Here is a 19,984-nt window from a genome sequence, read left to right as displayed (position 1 = left end):
CTTTTTATACATGTACAAAAACTACTGGGGGACGGTCGCCGCGCTGGCGTTCGCGGTGGCGGTCGGGACTTTGCAGATGACTGTGGTGGTGCCGTTGCTGCCGCAACTGCAGCTCAAGCTGGGGGCGCCGCTGAGTTCGGTGTCGTGGGCGCTGACTGCCGGGCTGCTGGCGGGCGCGGTCGCGATTCCGCTGGTCGCGCAGCTGGGCGACCTCTACGGCAGGCGCACGATGTCGCTGGTCGTGCTCGCGTTGCTGGTCGGGGGATCGGTGCTGGGGGCGGTCGCGGAATCGTTGCCGCTGCTAGTGGTGGGCCGGATCCTGCAAGGGACGGCCGCGCCGTTGCTGCCGCTGGCGATCGGCCAGGTCAGGAACGTGCTGCCGCCGCGATCGCTGCCGACCGCGATCGGCGTGCTGAGCGCGACGATCGGCGCGGGCAGCGGCGGCGGGATGATCCTCGCCGGGCTCGCCGGCGGCGATCACCGGCTGGTGTTCTGGGTGCTGGCGGCACTCGGCGTGGTGGCGTTCGCGCTGGTCGCGGCGGTCCGGGAGGACCGGACGGCCGAGGTCCGGAGCGGTTCGCCGGACCTGCTGGGCGCGGTGCTGGTGTCGGGATGGCTGATCTGCCTGCTGCTGGCGATCAGCAAGGGTTCCGAATGGGGCTGGGCGACCGTCGGGCTCCTGGTCGCGGCCGTGGTGCTGGCGGCGGTGTGGGTGGCGACGGCGCGGCGCACGAAGACGCCGTTGATTGAGATTCCGATGCTGCTGCACCGAAAAACGGTCGGCGCGACGGTGGCGTCTTTCCTGCTCGGTTTCGCTTTGTTCGCCACGATCATGACGCTTTCCGCGTACGCGCAGGGGATGCTCGGGGCGTCGGTGTTGCAGGTGGGGCTTTATCTCTTGCCGACGACGATCTTGATGCTCGTGGTTTCCGTGCTGGCCGGTGCGTTGATGCGCCGGTTCAGCGCGCCCGCCCTGGTCGCAGGCGGTTCGGCGGTGGTGCTGGTGGCTGCTCTGTGGCTGACGTTGCTGCCTGGGGACGGGCTGGGTCTCTATGCCGTCGCAGCGGTGCTGGGGCTGGGCATCGGGCTCGGTTACACCGCGCTGGGCACGATGGCGGTCGAGCACGTCGAGCCCGCGAAGACGGCCGCGGCGGGCGGGATCAACGCGCTGGTCCGGGTGGTGGGCAGCAGCCTCGCCGGAGCGGTGGGCGCGGTGGTGCTGTCGGCGGGCGGTCCGGGATGGAGCTTCGGGGTGGCTGCGGTGGCCGCGCTGCTTTCCGCCTTGTTCGCCGCGGCCTACGGAAACTTGCTGCGGAAGCCCGCAATGGTCTGACTGGCGGTCCGTGAAGGACTCCTTGAGGGAACCAGATTCCTTCAAGGGGCCCTTCACGGACGGTCCGGAAGCGGCAAGTCCGTGAAGGGGCCCCTCACGGACTTAGATTCCCTCAAGGAGTCCTTCACGGCCACGTCACCCGGAGCCCAAGTTCAGGGATTTCTCCCGAGGCCGTCCGCTCGTCCCCGACGTAGCCTGAGGTCGTGAGCACACTGCCTCCCCTCCCGCCGACGTCGCCGCCGCCCGCTGCTGGCAGCGGCAAGCCGGTCGACGCCGCGAAGCGCATCCTGCCGCCCCATCCCAAGGCCGCGGCGTTCGTCGCGCTGGGGTTCGTGGCGGTGCTGTACCTCGTGGAACTGCTCGACGTGATCCTCCCCGGCGAGTTCACCCACGGCGGGATCCTGTCGCGGGAGGCGTCCAGTCTCGACGGCATCCTCTGGGCGCCGCTGCTGCACGCGGGCTGGTCCCACCTGTTCTCCAACACGGTGCCGGTGCTGGTCTTCTCGTTCCTCGCGATGGCGGCGGGCATCGGCCGGTTCGCCGTGGTCACCGCGATCATCTGGCTGGTTTCCGGGCTCGGCGTGTGGCTGGTCGGACCGTCGGGCGCCTACACCGTGGGCGCGTCCGGGCTCGCCTTCGGCTGGCTCGCGTACCTGCTGGTGCGCGGCCTGTTCCACCGGTCGCTCGCGCAGATCGCGGTCGCCGTCGTGCTGCTCGGCATCTGGAGCGGGATGCTCTGGGGCCTGCTGCCCGGCAACCCCGGCATCTCCTGGCAGGGCCACCTCTTCGGCGCGCTCGCCGGCATTCTCGCCGCGTGGCTGACCTCACGCGGGGAACGCGTCAAATCCCCGAAGAGCGAGCCGACGGCCCCGGGTAACCTCGGGATGTGAGTTCTCCAGGCGCGCCCATCGGTGTTTTCGATTCCGGCGTCGGTGGGCTCACCGTCGCACGCTCGATTCTCGAACTGCTGCCTGCCGAACAGCTGCGCTACGTCGGCGACACCGCGCGCAACCCGTACGGCCCGCTGCCCATCGCCACCGCTCGCGAGTACGCGTTGGCTGCTCTCGACGACATGGTCGAGAGCGGTGTGAAGGCATTGGTGATCGCGTGCAACACAGCGTCTGCAGCTTGCCTTCGCGACGCGCGCGAGCGTTACGACGTGCCTGTCATCGAAGTGGTCCTTCCGGCCGCGCGCCGTGCCGCAGTCGCGACGCACAGCGGACGCGTCGGTCTGATCGGCACCGAGGGCACTGTGCGTTCGAGGGCGTACGACGACGCCTTCGCGGCCGCGCCGGACGTACGCCTCACTAGCGTCGCCTGTCCGCGCTTCGTGGACTTCGTGGAGCGCGGCATCACTACCGGCCGACAGATCCTCGGTCTGGCACAGGGTTATCTGCAGCCGTTGCTCGAAGCCGAAGTCGACACGCTCATCCTCGGCTGCACGCACTATCCGCTGTTGTCCGGCGTGCTGCAGATCGTGATGGGGCAGGACGTCACGCTCGTCTCGAGCGCCGACGAAACCGCCAAGGACCTCTACCGCGTGCTGACCGAACTCGACCTGCTCGCCGAACGCGACGAGCCGCCGAAGCACGAGTTCCTCGCCACCGGTTCGCCGGAGCCGTTCGCCCGGTTGGCGCAGCGGTTCATGGGCTTCGCGCCGGGTGCGCTGGACCCGGTCAGCGCGTGACGCTGCGGCGCTGCTGAGCGGAGTTAGGGTGACGGGGTGCGACTGACGATCCTCGGGTGTTCGGGCAGCATCCCCGGGCCGAACGCCGCCGCGTCCGGGTACCTCCTGGAGGCGGAGGGCTACCGGCTCGGTCTCGAGCTGGGCTCGGGCGCGTTCGCCCAATTGCAGACCGTGCTGGACCCGTTCGACCTGGACGCGCTCGTCCTTTCGCACCTGCACGCCGACCACTGCGCCGACGTCAACTCCCTCACCGTGCTTCGCCGCTACCACCCCGCGCCGCCGTACCCCGCGCGGCCGCGACGGTTGCCGCTGTACGCCCCAGCAGACGCGCCTTCGCGCCTCGCGCACGCGTACGCAGCCGACGCGGCTGAACGAGCCGCCGTGGATCTGTCGGACGTATACGAGTTCCACGAGCTGCGCGAAGAGCGGATCGAGATCGGTCCCTTCGACGTGACCGCTGTCGCCGTGTATCACCCGACGCCTGCATTCGGCCTACGCATCGCGTACGGCGGCACCATTCTCGCGTACACCGGCGACACCGGACTGTGCCGTGGCCTCGGCGAACTGGCCGACGGTGTCGATGTCCTGCTTTCGGAAGCGTCCTGGACCGATGCTGCCGACCGTCCGAAAGGCGTGCACCTCTCCGGGAAAGAGGCAGGTGAACTGGCCAAGGACGCCGGTGTCGGCCGTCTGCTGCTGACTCACGTCGCGCCGTGGACGGACCGGAACGCGGTTCTGGCCGAGGCCAGAGCGGTGTTCCCGGACGCCGAGCTGGTGACGCAGGGCGCGATCTACGACCTCTGATCGGAAAGTGTCAGACGTACGTCCTAGCTCCGCCTTCCTCCCCTCCACCACCCTCAACGGAGTGGCGTTGCCACGCAGTATCGTCTGCTGCGTGGTGAGAAAAGATGGCAGGAACGACGACCAGCTCCGCGAAGTGAAGCTCACCCGCGGGTTCCAGAAGTGGCCTGCCGGGTCGGTGCTCGTCGAGTTCGGCAACACCAGGGTGCTGTGCGCGGCGAGCGTGACCGAGGGCGTGCCGCGCTGGCGGGCCGGGTCCGGTCTCGGCTGGGTGACCGCGGAGTACGCGATGCTCCCGTCCGCGACCAACACCCGCAGCGACCGCGAAGCGGTCAAGGGCCGGATCGGCGGGCGGACGCACGAGATCTCCCGGCTGATCGGCCGCTCCCTGCGCGCGTGCATCGACCTGGCCGCGCTCGGCGAGAACACGATCGTCATCGACTGCGACGTGATCCAGGCGGACGGCGGCACCCGCACCGCCGCGGTCACCGGCGGGTACGTGGCCCTCGCGGACGCGATCACCTGGCTGGGCGCGGCGAACCGGCTCAACGACCCGCAGCCGCTGTCGTCTTCGGTGGCGGCGGTCAGCGTCGGCGTCGTGGACGGCCGGGTGCGCCTCGACCTGCCGTACGAGGAGGACTCGCGCGCCGAGGTCGACATGAACGTGGTCGCCACCGACGCCGGAACCCTCATCGAGGTGCAGGGCACCGGCGAGGGAGCCACCTTCGCGCGGTCCACTTTGGACACCATGCTCGACCTGGCGCTGGGCGGCTGCGCGGAACTGACCCGGCTGCAGAACGAAGCGCTGGCGCTGCCGTACCCGGGCGAGCTGCCGGAACCGCGGCCGGACAAGAAGAAGGGCCAGAAGTGACCAAGCTGCTGCTGGCCACCCGGAACGCGAAGAAACTGGGCGAGCTGCGCCGGATCCTGGAGGCGGAAGGCATCCAGGGCATCGAGGTGCTCGGCCTGAACGACGTCGAGGAGTTCCCGGAAGCCCCGGAAACGGCTCCCGACTTCGAAGGCAACGCCGCGGCCAAAGCACGCGACGCGGTAGCCGCCACCGGCTTGCCCGCCATCGCGGACGACTCGGGCCTCACCGTCGACGCGCTGAACGGCATGCCGGGCGTCCTGTCGGCCCGCTGGTCCGGCAAGCACGGCGACGACGAAGCGAACCTGAACCTGGTGCTGGCGCAGCTGACCGACACCCCGGACGAGCGCCGGGGCGCGGCCTTCGTCTGCGCCGCCGTACTGGCCCTTCCGTCCGGCGAGACCACCGTCGTCCGCGGCGACTGGCGCGGCACGCTGACGAGGGAAAAGCGCGGAACCAACGGTTTCGGCTATGACCCGATCTTCGTGCCGGAAAACGAAACGAAAACCAGCGCGGAACTGGCCCCGGCGGAAAAAGACGCCGTTTCGCACCGCGGGAAAGCGTTGCGCGCACTTCTGCCGGCCTTGCGGAAACTGGCCGACGCATAACCGCCGGGTCCGTCCCGGAGCCGCGCTGGTGGCTCCGGGATGGGACTCGGGCTAGTCTCGGCAAGCATGTGCGCCCATATCGTCCTTGCCGAAGACGATCCGAAACAAGCGGAACTGGTCCGCCGCTACCTCGAACACGAGCAGCACACCGTGATCGTCGCGCCCACCGGCGAGGCCGCACTGGCGGAAATCCGCGCGGCGGAACCCGATCTCCTGATCCTGGACGTCATGCTCCCCGGCATGAACGGGCTGACCGTCTGCCGGACCATCCGGGCCTCCTCCGACCTGCCGATCCTCATGCTCACGGCCCGTTCGACCGAGGACGACCTGCTCCAGGGCCTCGACCTGGGCGCGGACGATTACGTCACCAAGCCCTACAGCCCGCGCGAACTCATGGCGCGGGTCCGGACCCTGCTCCGCAGAACGAACTCGGCGAAAGACGGTCCGCTCAAAGTCGGCACGCTGACCGTCGACAAGGAAAGGCACGAGGTCGCGGTAAGCGGAAATCCGATCGAAACGACTCCGGGGGAATTCCGGATCCTGGAGATCATGGCCGCTCGGCCGGACCAGGTTTTCACCAGGGCGCAACTCCTGGAACATCTGCACGGCTTCGACCGCTACATCACGCAGCGCGCCATTGACGTGCACGTCATGAACCTCCGGAAGAAAATCGAAGCCAATCCCCGAAAACCCGCGAAACTCCTGACGGTTTACGGCGTCGGCTACAAACTGACCGCGAAGTCCGATGCCCCGTAGCCTCCTCTTCCGCCTCTTCGCGGTAACCGCCGCCATCGCGGTGTGCGCCATCGCCGCCACCGCCTGGCTGGCCTCCCGGACCACTTCCGGTGCCATCGAACGGGAACAGGGCCAGCTCTTCGCCGACGACGGCACGATCTACCAGGCCCTCCTCTCGTACGCGGCCACCCATCCCACGTGGTCCGGCGCGGCCAAGACCATCAACGACTACGCGGAGAAAACCGGCCGCAAGATCGTCCTGACCACCCCGCAGGGCAAGCTGATCGCCAGTTCCGAACAAAACCCGGGCAAACTCCCGCCGCAGCCGTCCGCGGTCATCGACCCCTTGGCGGTCGACACCCGGCTGGGCATCAAATCCACTCCGGACCGCATCGACCCCGACGCGGTCGGCCCCTACCGGCTCCCCGCCGACGAACGCGAAGAACTGCAGGAAATCGCCGACAAGGTCCTGTCCTGCACTCAGCGCAGAACCGGCCTGGGCAGCCTGGAAATCTCCCCGAGCGGCCACCCCCGGGTGATCGCGCCCGCGGGCACCGCCCAATGCGGCACCGCTCTCCTGGAACGCCCCACCGAGACCGAGCGAGCCGCCCTGGACAAGCTGTCCGGCCTGATCGACGCCTGCCTCGGCCGGAACGACAGCACGATCCCGGTCGCCAAACTGGGTCTCTTGTGGACCTTCGACGGCCCCGTCGTCCAAGCCACCGACCAGACCATCACCAACTGCGTAACCTCAGCCCGCAAAGAGCAGCTAACCCCCTACGTCGCCCCCGCGGCCTGGCTCTACATCACCGAAAAGGGCACCGACCAGCCCCCGACCGGCTTCACCCTCTCCTCGGAAAACCGCACGAAGCTGATCGCCGTCACCGCCGCGATCCTGCTGCTGACGGTCATCGTCACCGCACTGGCGTCGATCCGCCTGATCCGCCCCCTCCGCGCGTTGACCGGCGCGGCCCAACGCCTCAAAGCAGGCGAGACGGGCGCCCGGGTCCGCGTCAAAGGCAAAGACGAGATCGCCCGCCTGGCCACCGCGTTCAACGAGATGGCGCGGGCGAGGGAAGAGCTGGAGAACGCCCGCAAGGCCATGGTCAGCGACGTCGCGCACGAACTGCGCACTCCGCTGTCCACCATCCGAGGCTGGCTGGAAGCCGCGCAAGACGGCATCAGCCAGCTCGACGACGACCTGGTCGCCTCCCTGCTGGAAGAAGCGGTCCACTTGCAACACATCGTGGACGACCTGCAAGACCTGGCTCTGGCCGACGCCGGTGCGCTGCGCGTCCACCCCGAACCCATCGACGCCAACACCCTGCTGACCCACTTGGCCGCCGCGCACGCCCCGCGCGCCGAATCCGCCGACGTCCGTCTTTCGGTCCCGCCCATGGAAAACCCGGCCATCACCGCGGATCCAGTGCGCTTGCGCCAAGCCCTGGACAACCTGGTCTCGAACGCCATCCGCCACACCCCGCCCGGCGGCTCGGTAACCGTCACCGCGAGGCAAGCCGAAAACGACGCGATTTTCGAAGTAACCGATACCGGAACCGGTATCGCCGCCGAAGATCTGCCCCGGGTTTTCGATCGTTTCTGGCGCGCGGATCCCTCCAGAAGCCGAGCGTCCGGCGGCAGCGGGCTAGGCCTGGCGATCGTCCGGAAACTAGCCGAAGCCCACGGCGGCGAAGTCACCGCCGCGAGCACGCCCGGGCGCGGCACCACCTTCACCCTGCGATTCCCTCGCGAGTAGCGCTGGCTGGCGGCTCTCGGCAATGCTGGCTGCGTGGAGTACGTGTCCCAGGTGCCGCGACCGCCGCTGGACGGCCTGATCGACGACATCTACTACCTGGCGGGCACGCCGCCGTACGCCCGGCTGACGCTGCCGCCGGCACCGTCGGCGCTGTTCATCGTCAACCTCGGGGCACCGTTCCGGATCCGCACCGGTCTCGAGACAGCCGAGTACGCCGACGGCTGCGTGATCACCATGCCCACCCGCGCCTACGAATTCGGCTATCCGCCCGGGACCCGCTCCGTCGGCGTGCACTTCAAACCGTGGGGGCTGGCTCCCTTCCTGCCGATGCCCGCCGCCGAACTGTGCGACCGGCCGGTGACGATTGAACAGGTCTGGGGCCGACCCGCCATCGCCGAACTGCGAGACCGGCTAGCCACGGCAACCGGACCGCACGAAATGCTGGCACTCCTCGAAGCCGAACTGATGCGACGGCTGACCGAAACCACGGGGTTGGGCCTGGTCCGCCAGATGAGCAGCATCATCGCGGCCACTCGCGGCGCGGTGGCGATCGGCGGCCTGAGCGAGGCAGCCGGGGTCAGCAGCACTCACCTGGCACAACAGTTCAAAGCACTCGTCGGCGTCACCCCGAAGCGGCTGGCCCGCACGCACCGCTTCACCGCCGCCGTGTTCGCGATCGACCCGGCCGGACCGGTCGACTGGGGCGACCTGGCCGGTCGCGCGGGCTACTTCGATCAGGCCCACTTCGGCCACGAGTTCCGGGAGTTCACCGGGTTCACGCCGACCCGGTACCTCGAAGTCCGGCGGCGGTTCCTGCGCGAACATCCCGGCCACACGCTGGACGGCTGGCCGCTGCCCGCCGATTGATTTCTTACAAGAGCGACCGCGCGCGACCCGCTAATTTGGGGCCACCTGAGGCAGAGGAGAACCCCGTGGGCAAGGTCGTCATGTACAGCTCGGTGTCGGCGGATGGCTTCATCGCCGATGAAAACGACCAGCCCGGTCCGCTGTTCGACTGGTTGACCAGCGGCGACGTCCCGCTGGACGAGAGCGGCGTGCTGAAGGTGTCGCAAGCCTCGTACGACTACACCCGCGCGTACTGGGACCAGATCGGGGTAACCGTCGCGGGCCGCCACGTCTTCGACCTGACTGACGGTTGGGACGGAAAACCACCGAGCGGAATCGACCACGTGGTCGTCGTGACCCACCGCCCAGCACCCGAAGGCTGGGACCCCACGGCACCGTTCCGTTTCGTCGACGGCGTCAAGGCAGCCGTGGCCAAAGCACAAGAGCTGGCAGGCGACCGCATCGTGGAGATCGCCGCTGGCGACGTCGGCGGCCAAGCATTAGCCGCGGGCCTGGTTGACGAGGTGCGCATGGACGTGGTGCCGGTGGTTTTCGGATCCGGCAAACGCTACTTCGGCTCAGTCAACGCACAGCACCTGCTGGAGAACCCTGACGTGGTCCAGGGCGACCGGGTGCTGCACCTGCGCTATCCGGTGCGTCGCTGACCGATCGCGCGGAGAGGCCAGCCCGGCCTCTCCGCGCTTCGGGAACCCATTCAGGCGGAGATCCCCAGATCCCGGATCAACTTCGCCACGTGCCCGGTCGCCCGCACGTTGTAGGCGGCCTTGGCGATCTTCCCCTCCGCGTCCACGATGAACGTGGACCGGATCACGCCCTGCACGATCCTGCCGTAATTCTTCTTCTCCCCGAACGCTCCCCACGCGGACAGCACTTCCTTGTCCACATCGGACAGCAGCGGGAACGTCAGCTTCTCCGCCTCGACGAACTTGGCCAGCTTCTCCGGCTTGTCCGGCGAAATCCCCAGCACCTGGTACCCCGCGTCGTTCAGCTCCGCGAGGTTGTCCCGGAAATCGCAAGCCTGCTTGGTGCATCCCGGCGTGCTCGCGGCCGGGTAGAAGTACACCACCACGGCCTGGCCGCGGAAGTCGCTGAGCGAGACGTTCTTGCCGGTGCTGTCCGGCAGGGTGAATCCGGGCGCTTCGTCGCCCACGGCAAGTCGCTGGTCGGTCATGGGGACGAGAGTAATTCAGGCGTCTCCGCAATACGTGACGACGGCGGGCTCGCCCGTGCTCGGCCGCACCTGCACGGCCATCCGAGCACTCTCCGCCGGCACCGCGAAAGCCAGCGTGACCTGCGTAGACCGGCCCGGCATCAGGTCCTTGCCCGCGTCGGAAACGCCGCCGAGCCCCTGGGTGGCGTCCACGACCTGCTTCGCCGGCTTCCCGGCGACCGTCGCGGTGACCGAGAGCGCGGAAACGCGGTACGGGTCGGTGCCGTTGTTCGTGACCTGGATGTAGAACGCCGCTGCGCGGGCGCTGCGGGGATACGCCGCCGGGCTCGGCTGGAAGGACTGCGGGGCCGACAGCGAGACCGTGATCCCGCTGGCGAAGCGGTGGTTGGCGCCGAACTGCAGGTCGCCGGAGGCTTGCGCGGCCGCGGGCTGCGCCGCCGGGTTGCCGACGCCCATCGCGGCGGAGCCTTCCCGAGCGTTGACGCCGCCGCAGGCTGCCACGGAGAACAGCAGGCAGGCGGTCAACAACAGCTTCGGGGTGCGCGGGGGCGCCATCGCGGGGGTACTCCAGTCGGGGTGGGGCGGTGTGCCGTTCGGCGTAGTTGCCGGGCGGACCCGCTCCACTCTGGCGGCACTAATGCCGCCACGGTGCGGAAGACGCGGACCTGGTGTACACCCGTGGCCGATCCGTGATCGAAAGAGCACACCGGGTGACAGTCGTCACCCCGATGTCAACGGCCGGAGGTCGGGATTCAGACCGCGAACGCGAACAACAGGATGAACACCGCGACCCCCGCGCCCCAGGCGACCATGAGCCAGCCGAAGTCGCGCACCGGGTCGACCGCGCGGCTTTCCTCGCCGGGGATGTACACGCCGCGGTTTTCGAACCAGTCCGCGCATTTGCGCAGGATCCGCAGCGGATTGCGTTCCGGCACCGCCTGCACCTCCCCGATGTCCGGGCCCAGCCTACGGGTTCGCGGGGGTTTCGCGGCCGTCGAGCCCGGCGATGCGCACGGCGAGTTCGACGAACGAGCGGACCAGCGGCGGCGTCGAGTCCTCGCGCCAGGCGACCACGAGCCGGCTCGGCGGGCAGCCGGCCAGCGGGACCGTCGTGACGCCCTCGGGAAACGAGTGCGCGAGCGGGGCCAACCCGACGGTTCCGTTCCACAGCACGGCTTGCAGGCATTCGTGCACCGTCCGCACGACCGGGCCGCCGGTGCCGCCGCCGCTCCAGAACGCCTGCCACTGCGGGTCGGTGCCGTCGGGAAACCGGAACCACGCCCGGTCGGCGAGCTCCTCCCGGCGCACCTCGGCGCGTCCGGCCAGCGGATCGTCCGCGCGCAGCACGACGCCCATCGGGTCGGAACGCAGTACACGCGTGCGGATTCCGGTGGTGTCGAATGGAATCCGGGTGAGCGCGACGTCCACGAGCCCGGCGCGCAGGCCGGTGGTCGGGTCGGTGAGATCGGCCTCGCGGACGCTGATCCGCACGCCCGGATGCCGTTCGCGGAACTCGCTGGCGAGCCGGATCCCGACCGGTTCCGAGCTGTCGGCGAGGGTGCCGAGCGTGAGCGTTCCCGGCCCGGCCGCGGCGGCGACCCGCGCGCGGACCTGGTCGGCTCCCGCGAGCAGGGTGCGGGCCTCGTCGTAGAGCGCGGTCCCGGCGGGCGTGAGCGCGACCCCGGACGGCGAACGCTCCAGCAGGATCGCGCCGAGGTCGGTTTCGAGCTGTTTGATCGCGCGGCTCAGCGGCGGCTGGGTCATGTGCAGCCGCGCCGCCGCCCGGCCGAAGTGGCGTTCCTCGGCGACCGCGACGAAGTACCGGAGCGAACGGAGATCCACAACCAGCGACAATACCCTTGCGGTATCGGAAAAAGCGGATCGGTCTTGGACACCGCGCGGGCGCGGCGCTGGACTGGAACGGTCCCTGATCCCGCGCTTTCCGAGGAGCCCCCGGCGATGGCCGACTACCCGTATCCCGATCCCGTCGTGCAGACCTCCCAGGTGCGCGAACTCGCCCGCGACCTTGTCGTGGTCCCGAACCAGGGCGTGCAGCTGGTGCCGAACGTCGGCGTCATCGGCGGGACGCATTCCGTGCTCGTCGTCGAGACCGGCATGGGGCCGCGCAACGCGGAAACCGTGCTGAAGTTCGCGACCGAGTACGCGCGCGGCCGCCGGATTTACTTGACCACCACGCATTTCCACCCCGAGCACGCGTTCGGCGCGCAGACCTTCGCCGGAGCCGCGACCTATCTGGTCAACCGCGCGCAGGCGACCGACCTCGCCGCGAAAGGCCCGGGCTACCTGCGGATGTTCAGCGGACTGGGGGAGCCGGTCGCGCGGCAGCTGGAGGGGGTCGAACTGCCGGCCCCGGACGTTGTCTACGACTCGGCGCACGACCTCGACCTCGGCGGCCGCGTCGTACACCTGCGTGCCACCGGTCGCGCGCACAGCAAGGGCGACCAGGTCGTCACGGTCCCGGACGCGGGAGTCCTGTTCACCGGCGACCTCGCCGAGACCGGCCAGTTCGCGATCTTCCCGTGGTTCCCGCCGCACGACACCGACGTCTCCGGGATCCGCTGGATCGAGGTCATGCGGAAGCTTTCGCAGCAGCGTCCGGACATCGTCGTGCCCGGCCACGGGGACATCAGCGGTCCGGAACTGCTCGACGACCTACGGGTCTACCTCGAGCTGCTGCGCGACGAGACCTGGCGCCGCCGCGATTCCGGGATGGACGAGGCGACCGTGGTCGCGGAAGTGCGGGAGGAGCTGATCAAGCGGCATCCGGAGTGGGAAGGCCGCGAGTGGATCGACACCGCGGTGGCGTGCCTGTGCGCGGAGCACGTCAGTCACGCTTGAGCAGCGGCCCGAGGGTCTTCACGATGGCCTGCCGGGTCGCCTCGGCGCGCTGCTCGGGGGTCAGTTCGTCGGCGCGGTCCAGCATCGCCTGCGACGCTCCGCGCACCGCACCGGCGAACGCGCCGGTCAACGTGCGGGCGGTGAGGTCGTCGAGTTCGTCGGGGAAGGCTTCGGCGAGGATTTCGGCGATCCGGCGCTCGGCGTTGAACTGGATTTGCAGCGCCCGGCCCTGCACGGCGGGCACGGTTTGGAGCAGCCGCATCCGCAACGGGGTCAGCTTGCCGATGATGTCGTCGCTGACCTCGCCGCCGTCGGCGAGGACGCGGACCAGCAGGTCGATCGGCCGGTCGTCCGGGGCGCGGTTCGAGAGGGCCTCGAGCAACGCCTGCACCCGGCTCTCGGCGTCCGGGAACAGCAGTTCTTCCTTGCTGGCGAAGTAGCTGAAGAACGTGCGCGTGCCGATCTCGGCGGCGGCGGCGATGTCGGCGATGGTCGTCTCGTCGTAGCCGTTGCGCTCGAAAAGATCCGTGGCCGCGTCGATCAGGGCCTGGCGGGTGCGGGCGCGTTTGCGTTCACGGAGCGACATAGCGCGAGCATACGGCACCGAATGCAAATCAGCACTCATTGCAAATTTGCACTGAGTGCGGTTACCTTGGGGTGCATGACTCGTGACGTGCTCGTCTGCGGTGCCGGGATCGCCGGTTCGACGCTCGCCTTTTGGTTGGCGCGCAACGGTTTCCGGCCGACGGTGGTGGAACGGGCGGCTGGTCAGCGCAGCAGCGGCAACCCGGTGGACGTCCGCGCGGGCGCGATGGAGGTGGCCGACGCGATGGGTGTCGTGCCGCGGTTGCGAGAGGTCGCGACGCACGCGAAGCGGCTGCGGGTGCTCAACGCGCGCGGACAATCGGTGACCACGGTGCGGATGGCGGTGCGCAAGGAGATCGAGGTCCCGCGAGCCGACCTCGCCTCCGCGCTGTACGAATCGGCGCGCGCCGACGCGGAGATTCTCTTCGGGGACACCATCACCGCGTTGCAGCAGGACGACGGCGGGGTCGACGTCACCTTCGAGCACGCTGCTCCGCGCCGGTTCGACCTAGTGATCGGCGCGGATGGCGTGCACTCGGCGGTGCGGCGGCTGGTGTTCGGCGCTGAGGAGAAGTTCGTCCGGCACGCGGGGCTGTACGTCGGGACGGTGTCGCTCGGCGAGCCGTCGGACTACCCGGAGGACGTGGTCATGCTGAACAGCCCGGGCAGGCTCGTGGCGATCCATCCGGTGCGGGGGAATTCCGGGGTCGCGTTTATCTTCCGCGCGCCGGATCCCGGGCAGGGCAAGGAAATCGTGTCCTCGGCTTATCAGGGGCTCGGCTGGCGAGTCCCGGAGCTGGTGGCCCGCTTCGAAGCCGCCGACGACGTGTTCTTCGACGCGGTCGCCGTCGTCGACCCGCCGACGTGGCACCGCGGCCGGGTCGCGCTGGTCGGCGATGCCGCCTCGTGCGTCTCGCTGCTCGGCGACGGGTCCAGTCTCGCGATCGTCGGGGCGCACACCCTCGCCGCGGCGCTCGCTGACGGCACCCCCGCCGAGGCGTTCGCGCGCTACGAGGCGACCCATCGAGCGCGCGTGAAGCCCAAGCAGCGCGGGGTCGGGACGGCGGCATCGGTGCTGGTCCCGCGCACGAAACGGGGGCTGGCGGCCCGCAACCTCGCCGCCCGGCTGCTGCCCGGCTGAAACTGGCCAAAAGAATTCCTTGACACGAATATTCGACGTGGTGAATACTTCAGTGCATGGACGGGATCGCCTCAGCACTCGCAGACACCACCAGGTGGCAGCTGGTCGCACTGCTCGCGGAACGGCCGCGGTCGGTCGGCGAGCTGGCTGAGCTGACCGGGCTGCGGCAGCCGCAGACGACCAAGCACCTGCAGACCCTCGCCCGCGCCGGCCTGGTCACCATGGCCCCGTTCGGGCAACGGCGGGTCTACGCGGCCGAAGCGGCTCCGCTGCGGGAGTTCGCGGACCAGCTCCAGAAGCTGGCCGTGACGATCGAGGCGCATGCGGGGGAGCGCGACGTGCTCGACCGCTACCGCGCCGCGATCGAGGCCGACACCGCGGCCGCGAACCGGGACCGCTGGGCCGACGGCCGCGCGTTCTCCTTCGAGCGCGTGCTGCCGGTGCCGCCGGAAACGGTCTGGCGGTACTGGACGGACGCCGGGCTGCTGGCGTCGTGGTGGGTCCCGCCGTCCCTGACTGTCACCGAGTGTGTCCTCGAACCGGAGCCGGGCGGGCGCGTCGTTCTCGCCTACCGCGACGCCGAAGGCACTTACCGCTCGGAAGGGCAGGTCCGGACCGCTCGCGAAACCGAGCGGCTCGAGTTCGACCTGTCGGTGCTGGACGCGGCCGGAGCCGTCGCGTTCAGCGGCCACTACGACCTCGCCCTCGCCCCCGCGGCGAACGGCGGCACCCGGCTGCGGCTGGGTCTGGAGATCAGCGCAACGACCGTCGAAGCCGTGTCCGCCATCGCCGGAATCGAAACCGGCTGGGGACAGGTCCTCGACCACCTCACCGAAGTCATCACCCGAAAGGACATCCAGTCATGACCGAGCGTCGCGTCACCGCCAACCTCGCCCTGACCCTCGACGGCCGCTACCACGGTCCGGAAGGCCCCGGCGACATGAGCGCGATCATCCCGTACGTCACCACCGAAACCGCCCGCAACCAGATGTCCCGCATCTGGGAGAACGCGACGACCGCGCTGCTCGGCCGCCGCAACGCGGAAGGCTTCCTCGGCTTCTGGCCGACCGTCGCCGCCGACGAGAACGCCGACCCGCGCGACCGCGGTTACGCGAAATGGTTGGTGGACACGGAAAAGGTGGTCCTGTCGAGCACGCTCACCGAGTCGCCGTGGGAGCGCACGCGCATCGTGAACGCGCCCGCCGCCGAGGTCGTCGCCTCGCTCAAGGCCGACGGAGAGGGCGACATCCTGGTCAACAGCAGCGTCAGCGTGATCAAGGCGCTGCTCGCCGAGGACCTGGTCGACCGGCTGTACCTGACCATCTGCCCGCAGATCGCCGGCGGCGGCCCGCGCCTGTTCGACGACGGCCTGCCGGGTACCAAGTGGACAGTCGCGCACCAGGAGACCGGCGACCTCGGCGAAGTGGCCCTGGTTTACGACCGCGTGCGCTGAGCGGCTTGACCTTCACGCATACGGCAATGTTTAGCGTCGATTCCATGAGTGAAGGACAGTTTGCCGGCAAGGCCGTGATCGTCACCGGCGGCGGAACGGGCATCGGACAGGTCACCGCACGCGAGTTCGCCCGGCGAGGCGCGGACGTCCTCGTCGTGGGCCGCACCGCGGAACGGCTCGCCGAAACCGCGGAGGGCTTCCCGCGGATCCGCCCGTTCGCCGCCGACATCACCTCGCCGGGTGCGGCGGAGGAGATTGTCGCTGCGGCACTTGCCGAATTCGGCCGGCTCGACGTGCTGGTGAACAACGCCGGCATCGTCGAACCGGCCGCGCTGGGCGAAATCAAGCCCGGAGCGTTCGACGGAGTAGTCGCGACGAACCTGCTCGCGCCGGTCTACCTCGTGCAAGCCGCGATGCCGCACGTAAGCGCGGTGGTCAACGTGACGACCGCGATCGGCCAACGCGGCTGGCCGATGGCAGGCCGGGAGTTCTACGCGGCGACGAAAGCCGCACTGGAGTCGCTGACCCGAAGCTGGGCAGTGCAACTAGCCCCGCGAGGCATCCGCGTCACCGCGGTCGCCCCCGGCCCGGTCGCCACGGAGATCTACGCCCGCGAGGGCCTGACCGCCGAAGAAGCCCAAGCACAGCACGAAACCCTGCGCGAAATGGTGCCGCTGGGCCGCCTCGCCCGGCCGGAAGAAGTCGCGCACTGGATCGTCGAGCTCGCAAGCCCCGGCGCCGACTACATCACCGGCGCGGTAATCCCCGTCGACGGCGGCGCAGTGATCGCTTAGCGGCGTAAGCTCGGGTCGTGCGGATCGGAGAGCTGGCGAAAGCCACCGGCGTGACGACCAGGGCGCTGAGGTTCTACGAGGAGCAGGGCCTGCTGACCGCGGCCCGCTCCCACAACGGTTACCGGCACTACGACGAGTCCGCGATCGAGCGGGTGGCGAACATCCGCTACCTGCTCGATTCCGGCCTGACGATGGAAGACATCCGGCCGCTGGGCTCATGCCTGCAGGGAGACTTGCCCTCGCGAAGGCTGTCCTCGAGCGCGGTGGCGCTGGTGGATCGGCGGTTGGCTGTTTTGGATGAACGGATCGCGGCGCTGAGCCGGGCACGGGAGAGACTGTCGTCGCGAGCGAGTGCTGCGCGGGGCGAGGTTGGTTGCGATTGATGCGCTTGGCTAGGCGCGGCCGATGCCCTGGTCCGTGCCTGGCTCAGCCTTCCGGTGCCGTCGCGGTCTCCATCCACGCGAAGTAAGCCGCGGACCCGCGCGCCAGTTCGATCCCGGTGACCTCCGGCTTGTCCCACGGATGCTCGGAGATGATGTGTGCCTCGAGTTCGGCGTAGCGGACGCGTCGCCGAGATGCCAGAAGTGCGACGACACCGGCCCGCGGACCTGTGCCGTCGAGCGCGAGCGCGCTCGACGCGATCCGCGCTGCCGATTCACGATCCGGAGTGGTCGTCATGACGAGCAGGTGGTCGGCCATGCCGGTCACCGTAGCCGCGGCGCAGCGTCTGACTTGCTGCATTTCTGCTGTACGCGATCGATGCGGACCATCGACCGGTCTCGTCGCGATGCTGGTCAGCGCGTGCGGGTGGGGCCGGAGAGACTCGAACTCTCACTGGCACGGACCTAAACCGTGTGCCTCTGCCAATTGGGCTACGGCCCCCAGGAACCAGGTGTGATCGTAGCGCGCGCCACGTTCGGGTTCGCTCGGCGTGGCCAGTCGTCGTCTCGCGGGGGTTGTCCTCTACCGTGGACCGCCTACAGTCCGACTGCGGCGAGGAGGGCACGTGGCTCGCGACCCCGAGACCATCGAGCGTGAGATCGAGCAGGCGAGGACCGCTTTGGCGGCGACCCTCGACCAGCTGGGCACGAAAGCCAATCCGCAGAAACTCGCCGAGCAGGCGAAGGACGGCGTGCGCGCGAAGCTCGACAACCCGAAGGTCAAGTACCCGCTGATCGGGGCTGGCGTGCTGGTGGCCGTGCTGCTGGTGCGGAAGCTGTTCCGCTGACGGGTTCGCGTCGCTGACGGGCACGCCTCCGGTTACGCCGGGTGCTGCTTCGGTCGCGCGCGGGCGGGTCGCCGAATACTGGCTGTTTCCGCCCTGGATGGCGGATGGACAGCGGTGATCGCTACGCCCGGTGAACTTCGTGAGAAGTGCCACTGAACCAGGGGTCACCTGTTTGGTGGTCCCTCACCTGGGTCGGTTGGCGGCATCACGTTCGCCGAATCGGGCTACCCCGCTGGGGTGACGCGGTGGCTTTTCGCCGCTGTGCTGGGCGTGGCCAACTGTTTGCGGGTGTGAACGGGTGATACCGCTCGGCGGGCAGGTATCGGCGCTCAAGGGGCCCCTGAGGCGAGGGTGAAGCAGGGGTGCGTGCAGGCAAAACCGGGCCGCGCAAACGTGGCCTGAACGCGCTGGCAGACCCGGCCGCGACGCGGGAGCTGAACGCGCAGGCGAACCAGCCTGCGAAAGAGCTGAACGAGCAGGCAGATCAGCCTGTGAAAGAGCTGCGCGAGCGGGCAAACAGCCCCGCGCGAGAGCTGCGCGAGCTGGCGAACCGGCCCGCGAGAGCCTAGCTGTACGCGCAGGCAAGCCGGTCCCGTGGAACGCCCAGGTGAACCGACCTGCGGAAACCCGAGCTGAACAACCAGGCAAACCGGCCGCGGAAACCCGAGCGGAACGTAGGCAAACCAGCCCGCGAGAGCGCGAGCTGAACGAAGTACTACTGCGGTATCAGGCGCGTGCGACCGGAGGCGTGGCCGACGCGCCCGCTGTCACACCGGGGCGGCTCGCTTCGTCCGGCTTGCGGTCTTCGACCTCTTTCGGGAGCTGCTTGCTCGGCGGCAGCGCTGGCTTGGCGGCCTTGTCCTTCTCCGCGGACGCCGACGCCGACGCGGCCGCAGGAGCAGCGGGAGCCTCGGGCTCGGAAGCCGCAGCAGCGTCCTTGGCCGCCTTGGCACCGCCCGACGGCGGGATTTCCAGCGGTTCGATGTCCGGCAGCGTCAGGCGGGCGGCCATGTACGCGCTGGTGAACTCCAGTGCGTTGCCGTTCAGCAGGTGCACGACCGTGGGTCGCTCGTTCGGGGCGAGCTTCTCCACGAGCTGGTCGGCCCGGTCGCGGGCGGCGATGATGCCCGGCGCCTTGCCGGTCAGCTCCTTGCCGCGGCCGCTGACGGTGATCGTCCAGTCGTCGTTGTCGTGCTTGTACGTCGCCGTGATCGTTTCCACCACTGCCTCACCCCTCTCGTCATCAGCATGCGTCACAGGTCGAGACCCGGCCACCGCAAACTCATGACGCGATTCCTGCTTGCCGGCCGCTGGCGCGACACTCAGTGTGTCTTTCTACCGTGTCATCGATACCGCAAGAAAACTCTGTGTCACAAGTAACGGGACGAGATGTGCGCTGAGTGACGACCGAATGGCCTAATGCACGGTCATCTTCACGTGCACGTCAGATCGCTCGCTGTGACAACCCGGCCCACAGCAAATCCATGGCGTACTCGGTGGCCTTCTCGGGAGTCACCTCCGGGAAGCGCTCGCACCAGATGGCGAGCCGCTCGCAGGCTCCGACGACGAACTCGGCCGAGGCTTCGGCGCGCAGGGTGTCCTCGCTGTCGAAATAACCGCTCATCAACGCGGTGATCAGGTCGGTCTGCTGCCGGCGGGTTTCCTCGATCTCGTCCGCGGCGGGGGTGCCGATGAGAGCCATCTCGTGCCGCAGCAGCGACCAGGCCTGACGGCGCTCGCGGATGAAGACGAAGAACGCCAGCAAGCCGCGCCGCAGCGCCTCCTGTGCCGAGTCCGCGCCGACGATCGACTGCTCGGTGGCCTCTTGCAGCGCCGACCGCGACTGCCGGATGCACGCCAGCAGCAGGCCCTCTTTCGAGTTGAAGTACTCGTACAGCATCGGCTTGGACACGCCGACCAACTCGGCGATCTCGTCCATCGACGCCATCGCGTAGCCGCGCTCGCCGAAGACCTGCTCGGCGACCTCGATCATCTGCCGTTCCCGCTCGGCTCGGGGCATGCGCTTGCGCTTGGCGGTGGTCATGGAGCACACTCTACCGCCAGTAACCTACTCTGAGTAAGCTGGACTTCGGGTAAC

General features: G+C 69.0%; 26 protein-coding genes and 1 tRNA gene. 18 read left to right on the top strand and 9 right to left on the bottom strand.

What is annotated here, in order from left to right; genetic code table 11:
* Window positions 1–10: 10 nt before the first annotated feature.
* The 10 genes from PUT80_RS18785 (at window position 11) to PUT80_RS18740 (ending at window position 9,299) form a co-directional block, all read left to right on the top strand.
* Window positions 11–1,333 (top strand): MFS transporter, encoded by a 1,323-nt coding sequence (locus tag PUT80_RS18785; RefSeq protein WP_275292975.1) that lies wholly within the window; start codon window positions 11–13, stop codon window positions 1,331–1,333.
* A gap of 212 nt (window positions 1,334–1,545) precedes the next feature.
* A complete protein-coding gene (locus PUT80_RS18780; RefSeq protein ID WP_051729102.1) occupies window positions 1,546–2,223 on the top strand; it encodes a rhomboid family intramembrane serine protease in 678 nt (225 codons plus the stop codon).
* Window positions 2,220–3,020, top strand: a complete 801-nt coding sequence (murI, locus tag PUT80_RS18775) for a glutamate racemase (RefSeq protein ID WP_037815260.1) — start codon at window positions 2,220–2,222, stop codon at window positions 3,018–3,020. Before PUT80_RS18780 ends, murI begins: the two co-directional genes overlap by 4 nt.
* Before the next feature lie 36 nt (window positions 3,021–3,056).
* Window positions 3,057–3,824 carry an MBL fold metallo-hydrolase gene (locus PUT80_RS18770; RefSeq protein ID WP_037815259.1) on the top strand — a complete coding sequence of 256 codons (768 nt, stop codon included), beginning with the start codon at window positions 3,057–3,059 and terminating at the stop codon, window positions 3,822–3,824.
* A 91-nt stretch (window positions 3,825–3,915) separates the two neighbouring features.
* Window positions 3,916–4,692 (top strand): ribonuclease PH, encoded by a 777-nt coding sequence (gene rph / locus PUT80_RS18765; RefSeq protein WP_037815257.1) that lies wholly within the window; start codon window positions 3,916–3,918, stop codon window positions 4,690–4,692.
* On the top strand, window positions 4,689–5,297 hold the full coding sequence (gene rdgB, locus PUT80_RS18760) for an RdgB/HAM1 family non-canonical purine NTP pyrophosphatase (protein ID WP_043827854.1): 609 nt from the start codon (window positions 4,689–4,691) through the stop codon (window positions 5,295–5,297). The genes rph and rdgB overlap by 4 nt, the downstream gene beginning before the upstream one ends.
* A 66-nt stretch (window positions 5,298–5,363) precedes the next feature.
* Complete coding sequence (locus PUT80_RS18755) at window positions 5,364–6,053, top strand: response regulator transcription factor (RefSeq protein WP_043827855.1); 690 nt, start codon at window positions 5,364–5,366, stop codon at window positions 6,051–6,053.
* Window positions 6,043–7,788, top strand: a complete 1,746-nt coding sequence (locus PUT80_RS18750) for a HAMP domain-containing sensor histidine kinase (protein ID WP_134670090.1) — start codon at window positions 6,043–6,045, stop codon at window positions 7,786–7,788. The genes PUT80_RS18755 and PUT80_RS18750 overlap by 11 nt, the downstream gene beginning before the upstream one ends.
* Window positions 7,789–7,839: 51 nt before the next feature.
* The gene (locus PUT80_RS18745) at window positions 7,840–8,655 is read left to right on the top strand and encodes a helix-turn-helix domain-containing protein (RefSeq protein ID WP_275293017.1); all 816 of its coding nucleotides are present in this window, start codon (window positions 7,840–7,842) and stop codon (window positions 8,653–8,655) included.
* A 65-nt stretch (window positions 8,656–8,720) separates the two neighbouring features.
* On the top strand, window positions 8,721–9,299 hold the full coding sequence (locus PUT80_RS18740) for a dihydrofolate reductase family protein (RefSeq protein ID WP_275292974.1): 579 nt from the start codon (window positions 8,721–8,723) through the stop codon (window positions 9,297–9,299).
* A gap of 50 nt (window positions 9,300–9,349) precedes the next feature.
* On the opposite strand, the gene bcp is transcribed toward PUT80_RS18740, so the two are convergent.
* The 4 genes from bcp to PUT80_RS18720 form a co-directional block, all read right to left on the bottom strand.
* The gene (gene bcp, locus PUT80_RS18735) at window positions 9,350–9,826 is read right to left on the bottom strand and encodes a thioredoxin-dependent thiol peroxidase (protein ID WP_275292973.1); all 477 of its coding nucleotides are present in this window, start codon (window positions 9,824–9,826) and stop codon (window positions 9,350–9,352) included.
* Between the two features lie 15 nt (window positions 9,827–9,841).
* Window positions 9,842–10,381 carry a hypothetical protein gene (locus PUT80_RS18730; RefSeq protein ID WP_037815248.1) on the bottom strand — a complete coding sequence of 180 codons (540 nt, stop codon included), beginning with the start codon at window positions 10,379–10,381 and terminating at the stop codon, window positions 9,842–9,844.
* 197 nt (window positions 10,382–10,578) lie between these two features.
* Complete coding sequence (locus PUT80_RS18725; protein WP_037358542.1) at window positions 10,579–10,761, bottom strand: hypothetical protein; 183 nt, start codon at window positions 10,759–10,761, stop codon at window positions 10,579–10,581.
* Window positions 10,762–10,792: 31 nt separating this feature from the next.
* Window positions 10,793–11,668, bottom strand: coding sequence for a LysR family transcriptional regulator (locus PUT80_RS18720; RefSeq protein WP_275292972.1), 876 nt, complete (start codon window positions 11,666–11,668; stop codon window positions 10,793–10,795).
* Window positions 11,669–11,785: 117 nt separating this feature from the next.
* Between PUT80_RS18720 and PUT80_RS18715 the strand changes: the two genes are divergently transcribed.
* Window positions 11,786–12,685, top strand: a complete 900-nt coding sequence (locus tag PUT80_RS18715; protein ID WP_275292971.1) for an MBL fold metallo-hydrolase — start codon at window positions 11,786–11,788, stop codon at window positions 12,683–12,685.
* On the opposite strand, the gene PUT80_RS18710 is transcribed toward PUT80_RS18715, so the two are convergent.
* Entirely contained in the window at window positions 12,672–13,271 is a 600-nt protein-coding gene (locus PUT80_RS18710; protein WP_275292970.1) for a TetR/AcrR family transcriptional regulator, read from the bottom strand. The genes PUT80_RS18715 and PUT80_RS18710 overlap by 14 nt on opposite strands.
* Window positions 13,272–13,346: 75 nt before the next feature.
* Between PUT80_RS18710 and PUT80_RS18705 the strand changes: the two genes are divergently transcribed.
* Genes PUT80_RS18705 through PUT80_RS18685 form a run of 5 tightly spaced genes read left to right on the top strand, consistent with a single transcriptional unit; the run spans window position 13,347 to window position 17,041 of the window.
* Window positions 13,347–14,411, top strand: coding sequence for an FAD-dependent oxidoreductase (locus PUT80_RS18705; protein WP_275292969.1), 1,065 nt, complete (start codon window positions 13,347–13,349; stop codon window positions 14,409–14,411).
* Window positions 14,412–14,467: 56 nt separating this feature from the next.
* Window positions 14,468–15,277 (top strand): metalloregulator ArsR/SmtB family transcription factor, encoded by an 810-nt coding sequence (locus PUT80_RS18700; protein WP_275292968.1) that lies wholly within the window; start codon window positions 14,468–14,470, stop codon window positions 15,275–15,277.
* Window positions 15,274–15,864 carry a dihydrofolate reductase family protein gene (locus tag PUT80_RS18695; protein ID WP_043827866.1) on the top strand — a complete coding sequence of 197 codons (591 nt, stop codon included), beginning with the start codon at window positions 15,274–15,276 and terminating at the stop codon, window positions 15,862–15,864. Before PUT80_RS18700 ends, PUT80_RS18695 begins: the two co-directional genes overlap by 4 nt.
* A 44-nt stretch (window positions 15,865–15,908) precedes the next feature.
* Window positions 15,909–16,658, top strand: coding sequence for an SDR family oxidoreductase (locus PUT80_RS18690; protein WP_275292967.1), 750 nt, complete (start codon window positions 15,909–15,911; stop codon window positions 16,656–16,658).
* Window positions 16,659–16,675: 17 nt separating this feature from the next.
* Window positions 16,676–17,041: a MerR family transcriptional regulator gene (locus PUT80_RS18685; RefSeq protein ID WP_037815234.1), complete on the top strand. Its 366-nt coding sequence runs from the start codon at window positions 16,676–16,678 to the stop codon at window positions 17,039–17,041.
* Window positions 17,042–17,084: 43 nt separating this feature from the next.
* Here the strand turns inward: PUT80_RS18685 and cutA are convergent, their stop codons facing one another.
* A complete protein-coding gene (gene cutA / locus PUT80_RS18680) occupies window positions 17,085–17,357 on the bottom strand; it encodes a divalent cation tolerance protein CutA (protein WP_275292966.1) in 273 nt (90 codons plus the stop codon).
* 109 nt (window positions 17,358–17,466) lie between these two features.
* A tRNA-Leu gene (locus tag PUT80_RS18675) sits at window positions 17,467–17,540 on the bottom strand.
* Between the two features lie 124 nt (window positions 17,541–17,664).
* Between PUT80_RS18675 and PUT80_RS18670 the strand changes: the two genes are divergently transcribed.
* The gene (locus PUT80_RS18670) at window positions 17,665–17,886 is read left to right on the top strand and encodes a DUF3618 domain-containing protein (RefSeq protein WP_037358573.1); all 222 of its coding nucleotides are present in this window, start codon (window positions 17,665–17,667) and stop codon (window positions 17,884–17,886) included.
* 362 nt (window positions 17,887–18,248) lie between these two features.
* Window positions 18,249–18,455: a hypothetical protein gene (locus PUT80_RS18665; RefSeq protein ID WP_275292965.1), complete on the top strand. Its 207-nt coding sequence runs from the start codon at window positions 18,249–18,251 to the stop codon at window positions 18,453–18,455.
* Between the two features lie 157 nt (window positions 18,456–18,612).
* Here the strand turns inward: PUT80_RS18665 and PUT80_RS18660 are convergent, their stop codons facing one another.
* Together PUT80_RS18660 and PUT80_RS18655 are read right to left on the bottom strand one after the other, a co-directional pair.
* Complete coding sequence (locus PUT80_RS18660) at window positions 18,613–19,110, bottom strand: hypothetical protein (RefSeq protein WP_275292964.1); 498 nt, start codon at window positions 19,108–19,110, stop codon at window positions 18,613–18,615.
* Window positions 19,111–19,330: 220 nt separating this feature from the next.
* Entirely contained in the window at window positions 19,331–19,930 is a 600-nt protein-coding gene (locus PUT80_RS18655) for a TetR/AcrR family transcriptional regulator (RefSeq protein ID WP_037815230.1), read from the bottom strand.
* Window positions 19,931–19,984: the final 54 nt, after the last annotated feature.

This window comes from Amycolatopsis sp. La24 (assembly GCF_029087445.1).
GTDB classification, from domain to species: Bacteria; Actinomycetota; Actinomycetes; order Mycobacteriales; family Pseudonocardiaceae; genus Amycolatopsis; species Amycolatopsis nivea.
Note: the sequence above shows the minus strand (reverse complement) of the source record. Positions and strands in the feature narration are given on the sequence as shown.

Coding starts and splice junctions, on each gene's coding strand:
- PUT80_RS18710 (WP_275292970.1), bottom strand. CDS start 13,271: ATGTCGCTCCGTGAACGCAAACGCGCCCGCACCCGCCAGGCCCTGATC.
- bcp (WP_275292973.1), bottom strand. CDS start 9,826: ATGACCGACCAGCGACTTGCCGTGGGCGACGAAGCGCCCGGATTCACC.
- PUT80_RS18705 (WP_275292969.1), top strand. CDS start 13,347: ATGACTCGTGACGTGCTCGTCTGCGGTGCCGGGATCGCCGGTTCGACG.
- PUT80_RS18690 (WP_275292967.1), top strand. CDS start 15,909: ATGAGTGAAGGACAGTTTGCCGGCAAGGCCGTGATCGTCACCGGCGGC.
- PUT80_RS18730 (WP_037815248.1), bottom strand. CDS start 10,381: ATGGCGCCCCCGCGCACCCCGAAGCTGTTGTTGACCGCCTGCCTGCTG.
- PUT80_RS18750 (WP_134670090.1), top strand. CDS start 6,043: ATGCCCCGTAGCCTCCTCTTCCGCCTCTTCGCGGTAACCGCCGCCATC.
- PUT80_RS18655 (WP_037815230.1), bottom strand. CDS start 19,930: ATGACCACCGCCAAGCGCAAGCGCATGCCCCGAGCCGAGCGGGAACGG.
- PUT80_RS18695 (WP_043827866.1), top strand. CDS start 15,274: ATGACCGAGCGTCGCGTCACCGCCAACCTCGCCCTGACCCTCGACGGC.
- PUT80_RS18785 (WP_275292975.1), top strand. CDS start 11: ATGTACAAAAACTACTGGGGGACGGTCGCCGCGCTGGCGTTCGCGGTG.
- cutA (WP_275292966.1), bottom strand. CDS start 17,357: ATGGCCGACCACCTGCTCGTCATGACGACCACTCCGGATCGTGAATCG.
- PUT80_RS18715 (WP_275292971.1), top strand. CDS start 11,786: ATGGCCGACTACCCGTATCCCGATCCCGTCGTGCAGACCTCCCAGGTG.
- PUT80_RS18700 (WP_275292968.1), top strand. CDS start 14,468: ATGGACGGGATCGCCTCAGCACTCGCAGACACCACCAGGTGGCAGCTG.
- PUT80_RS18755 (WP_043827855.1), top strand. CDS start 5,364: ATGTGCGCCCATATCGTCCTTGCCGAAGACGATCCGAAACAAGCGGAA.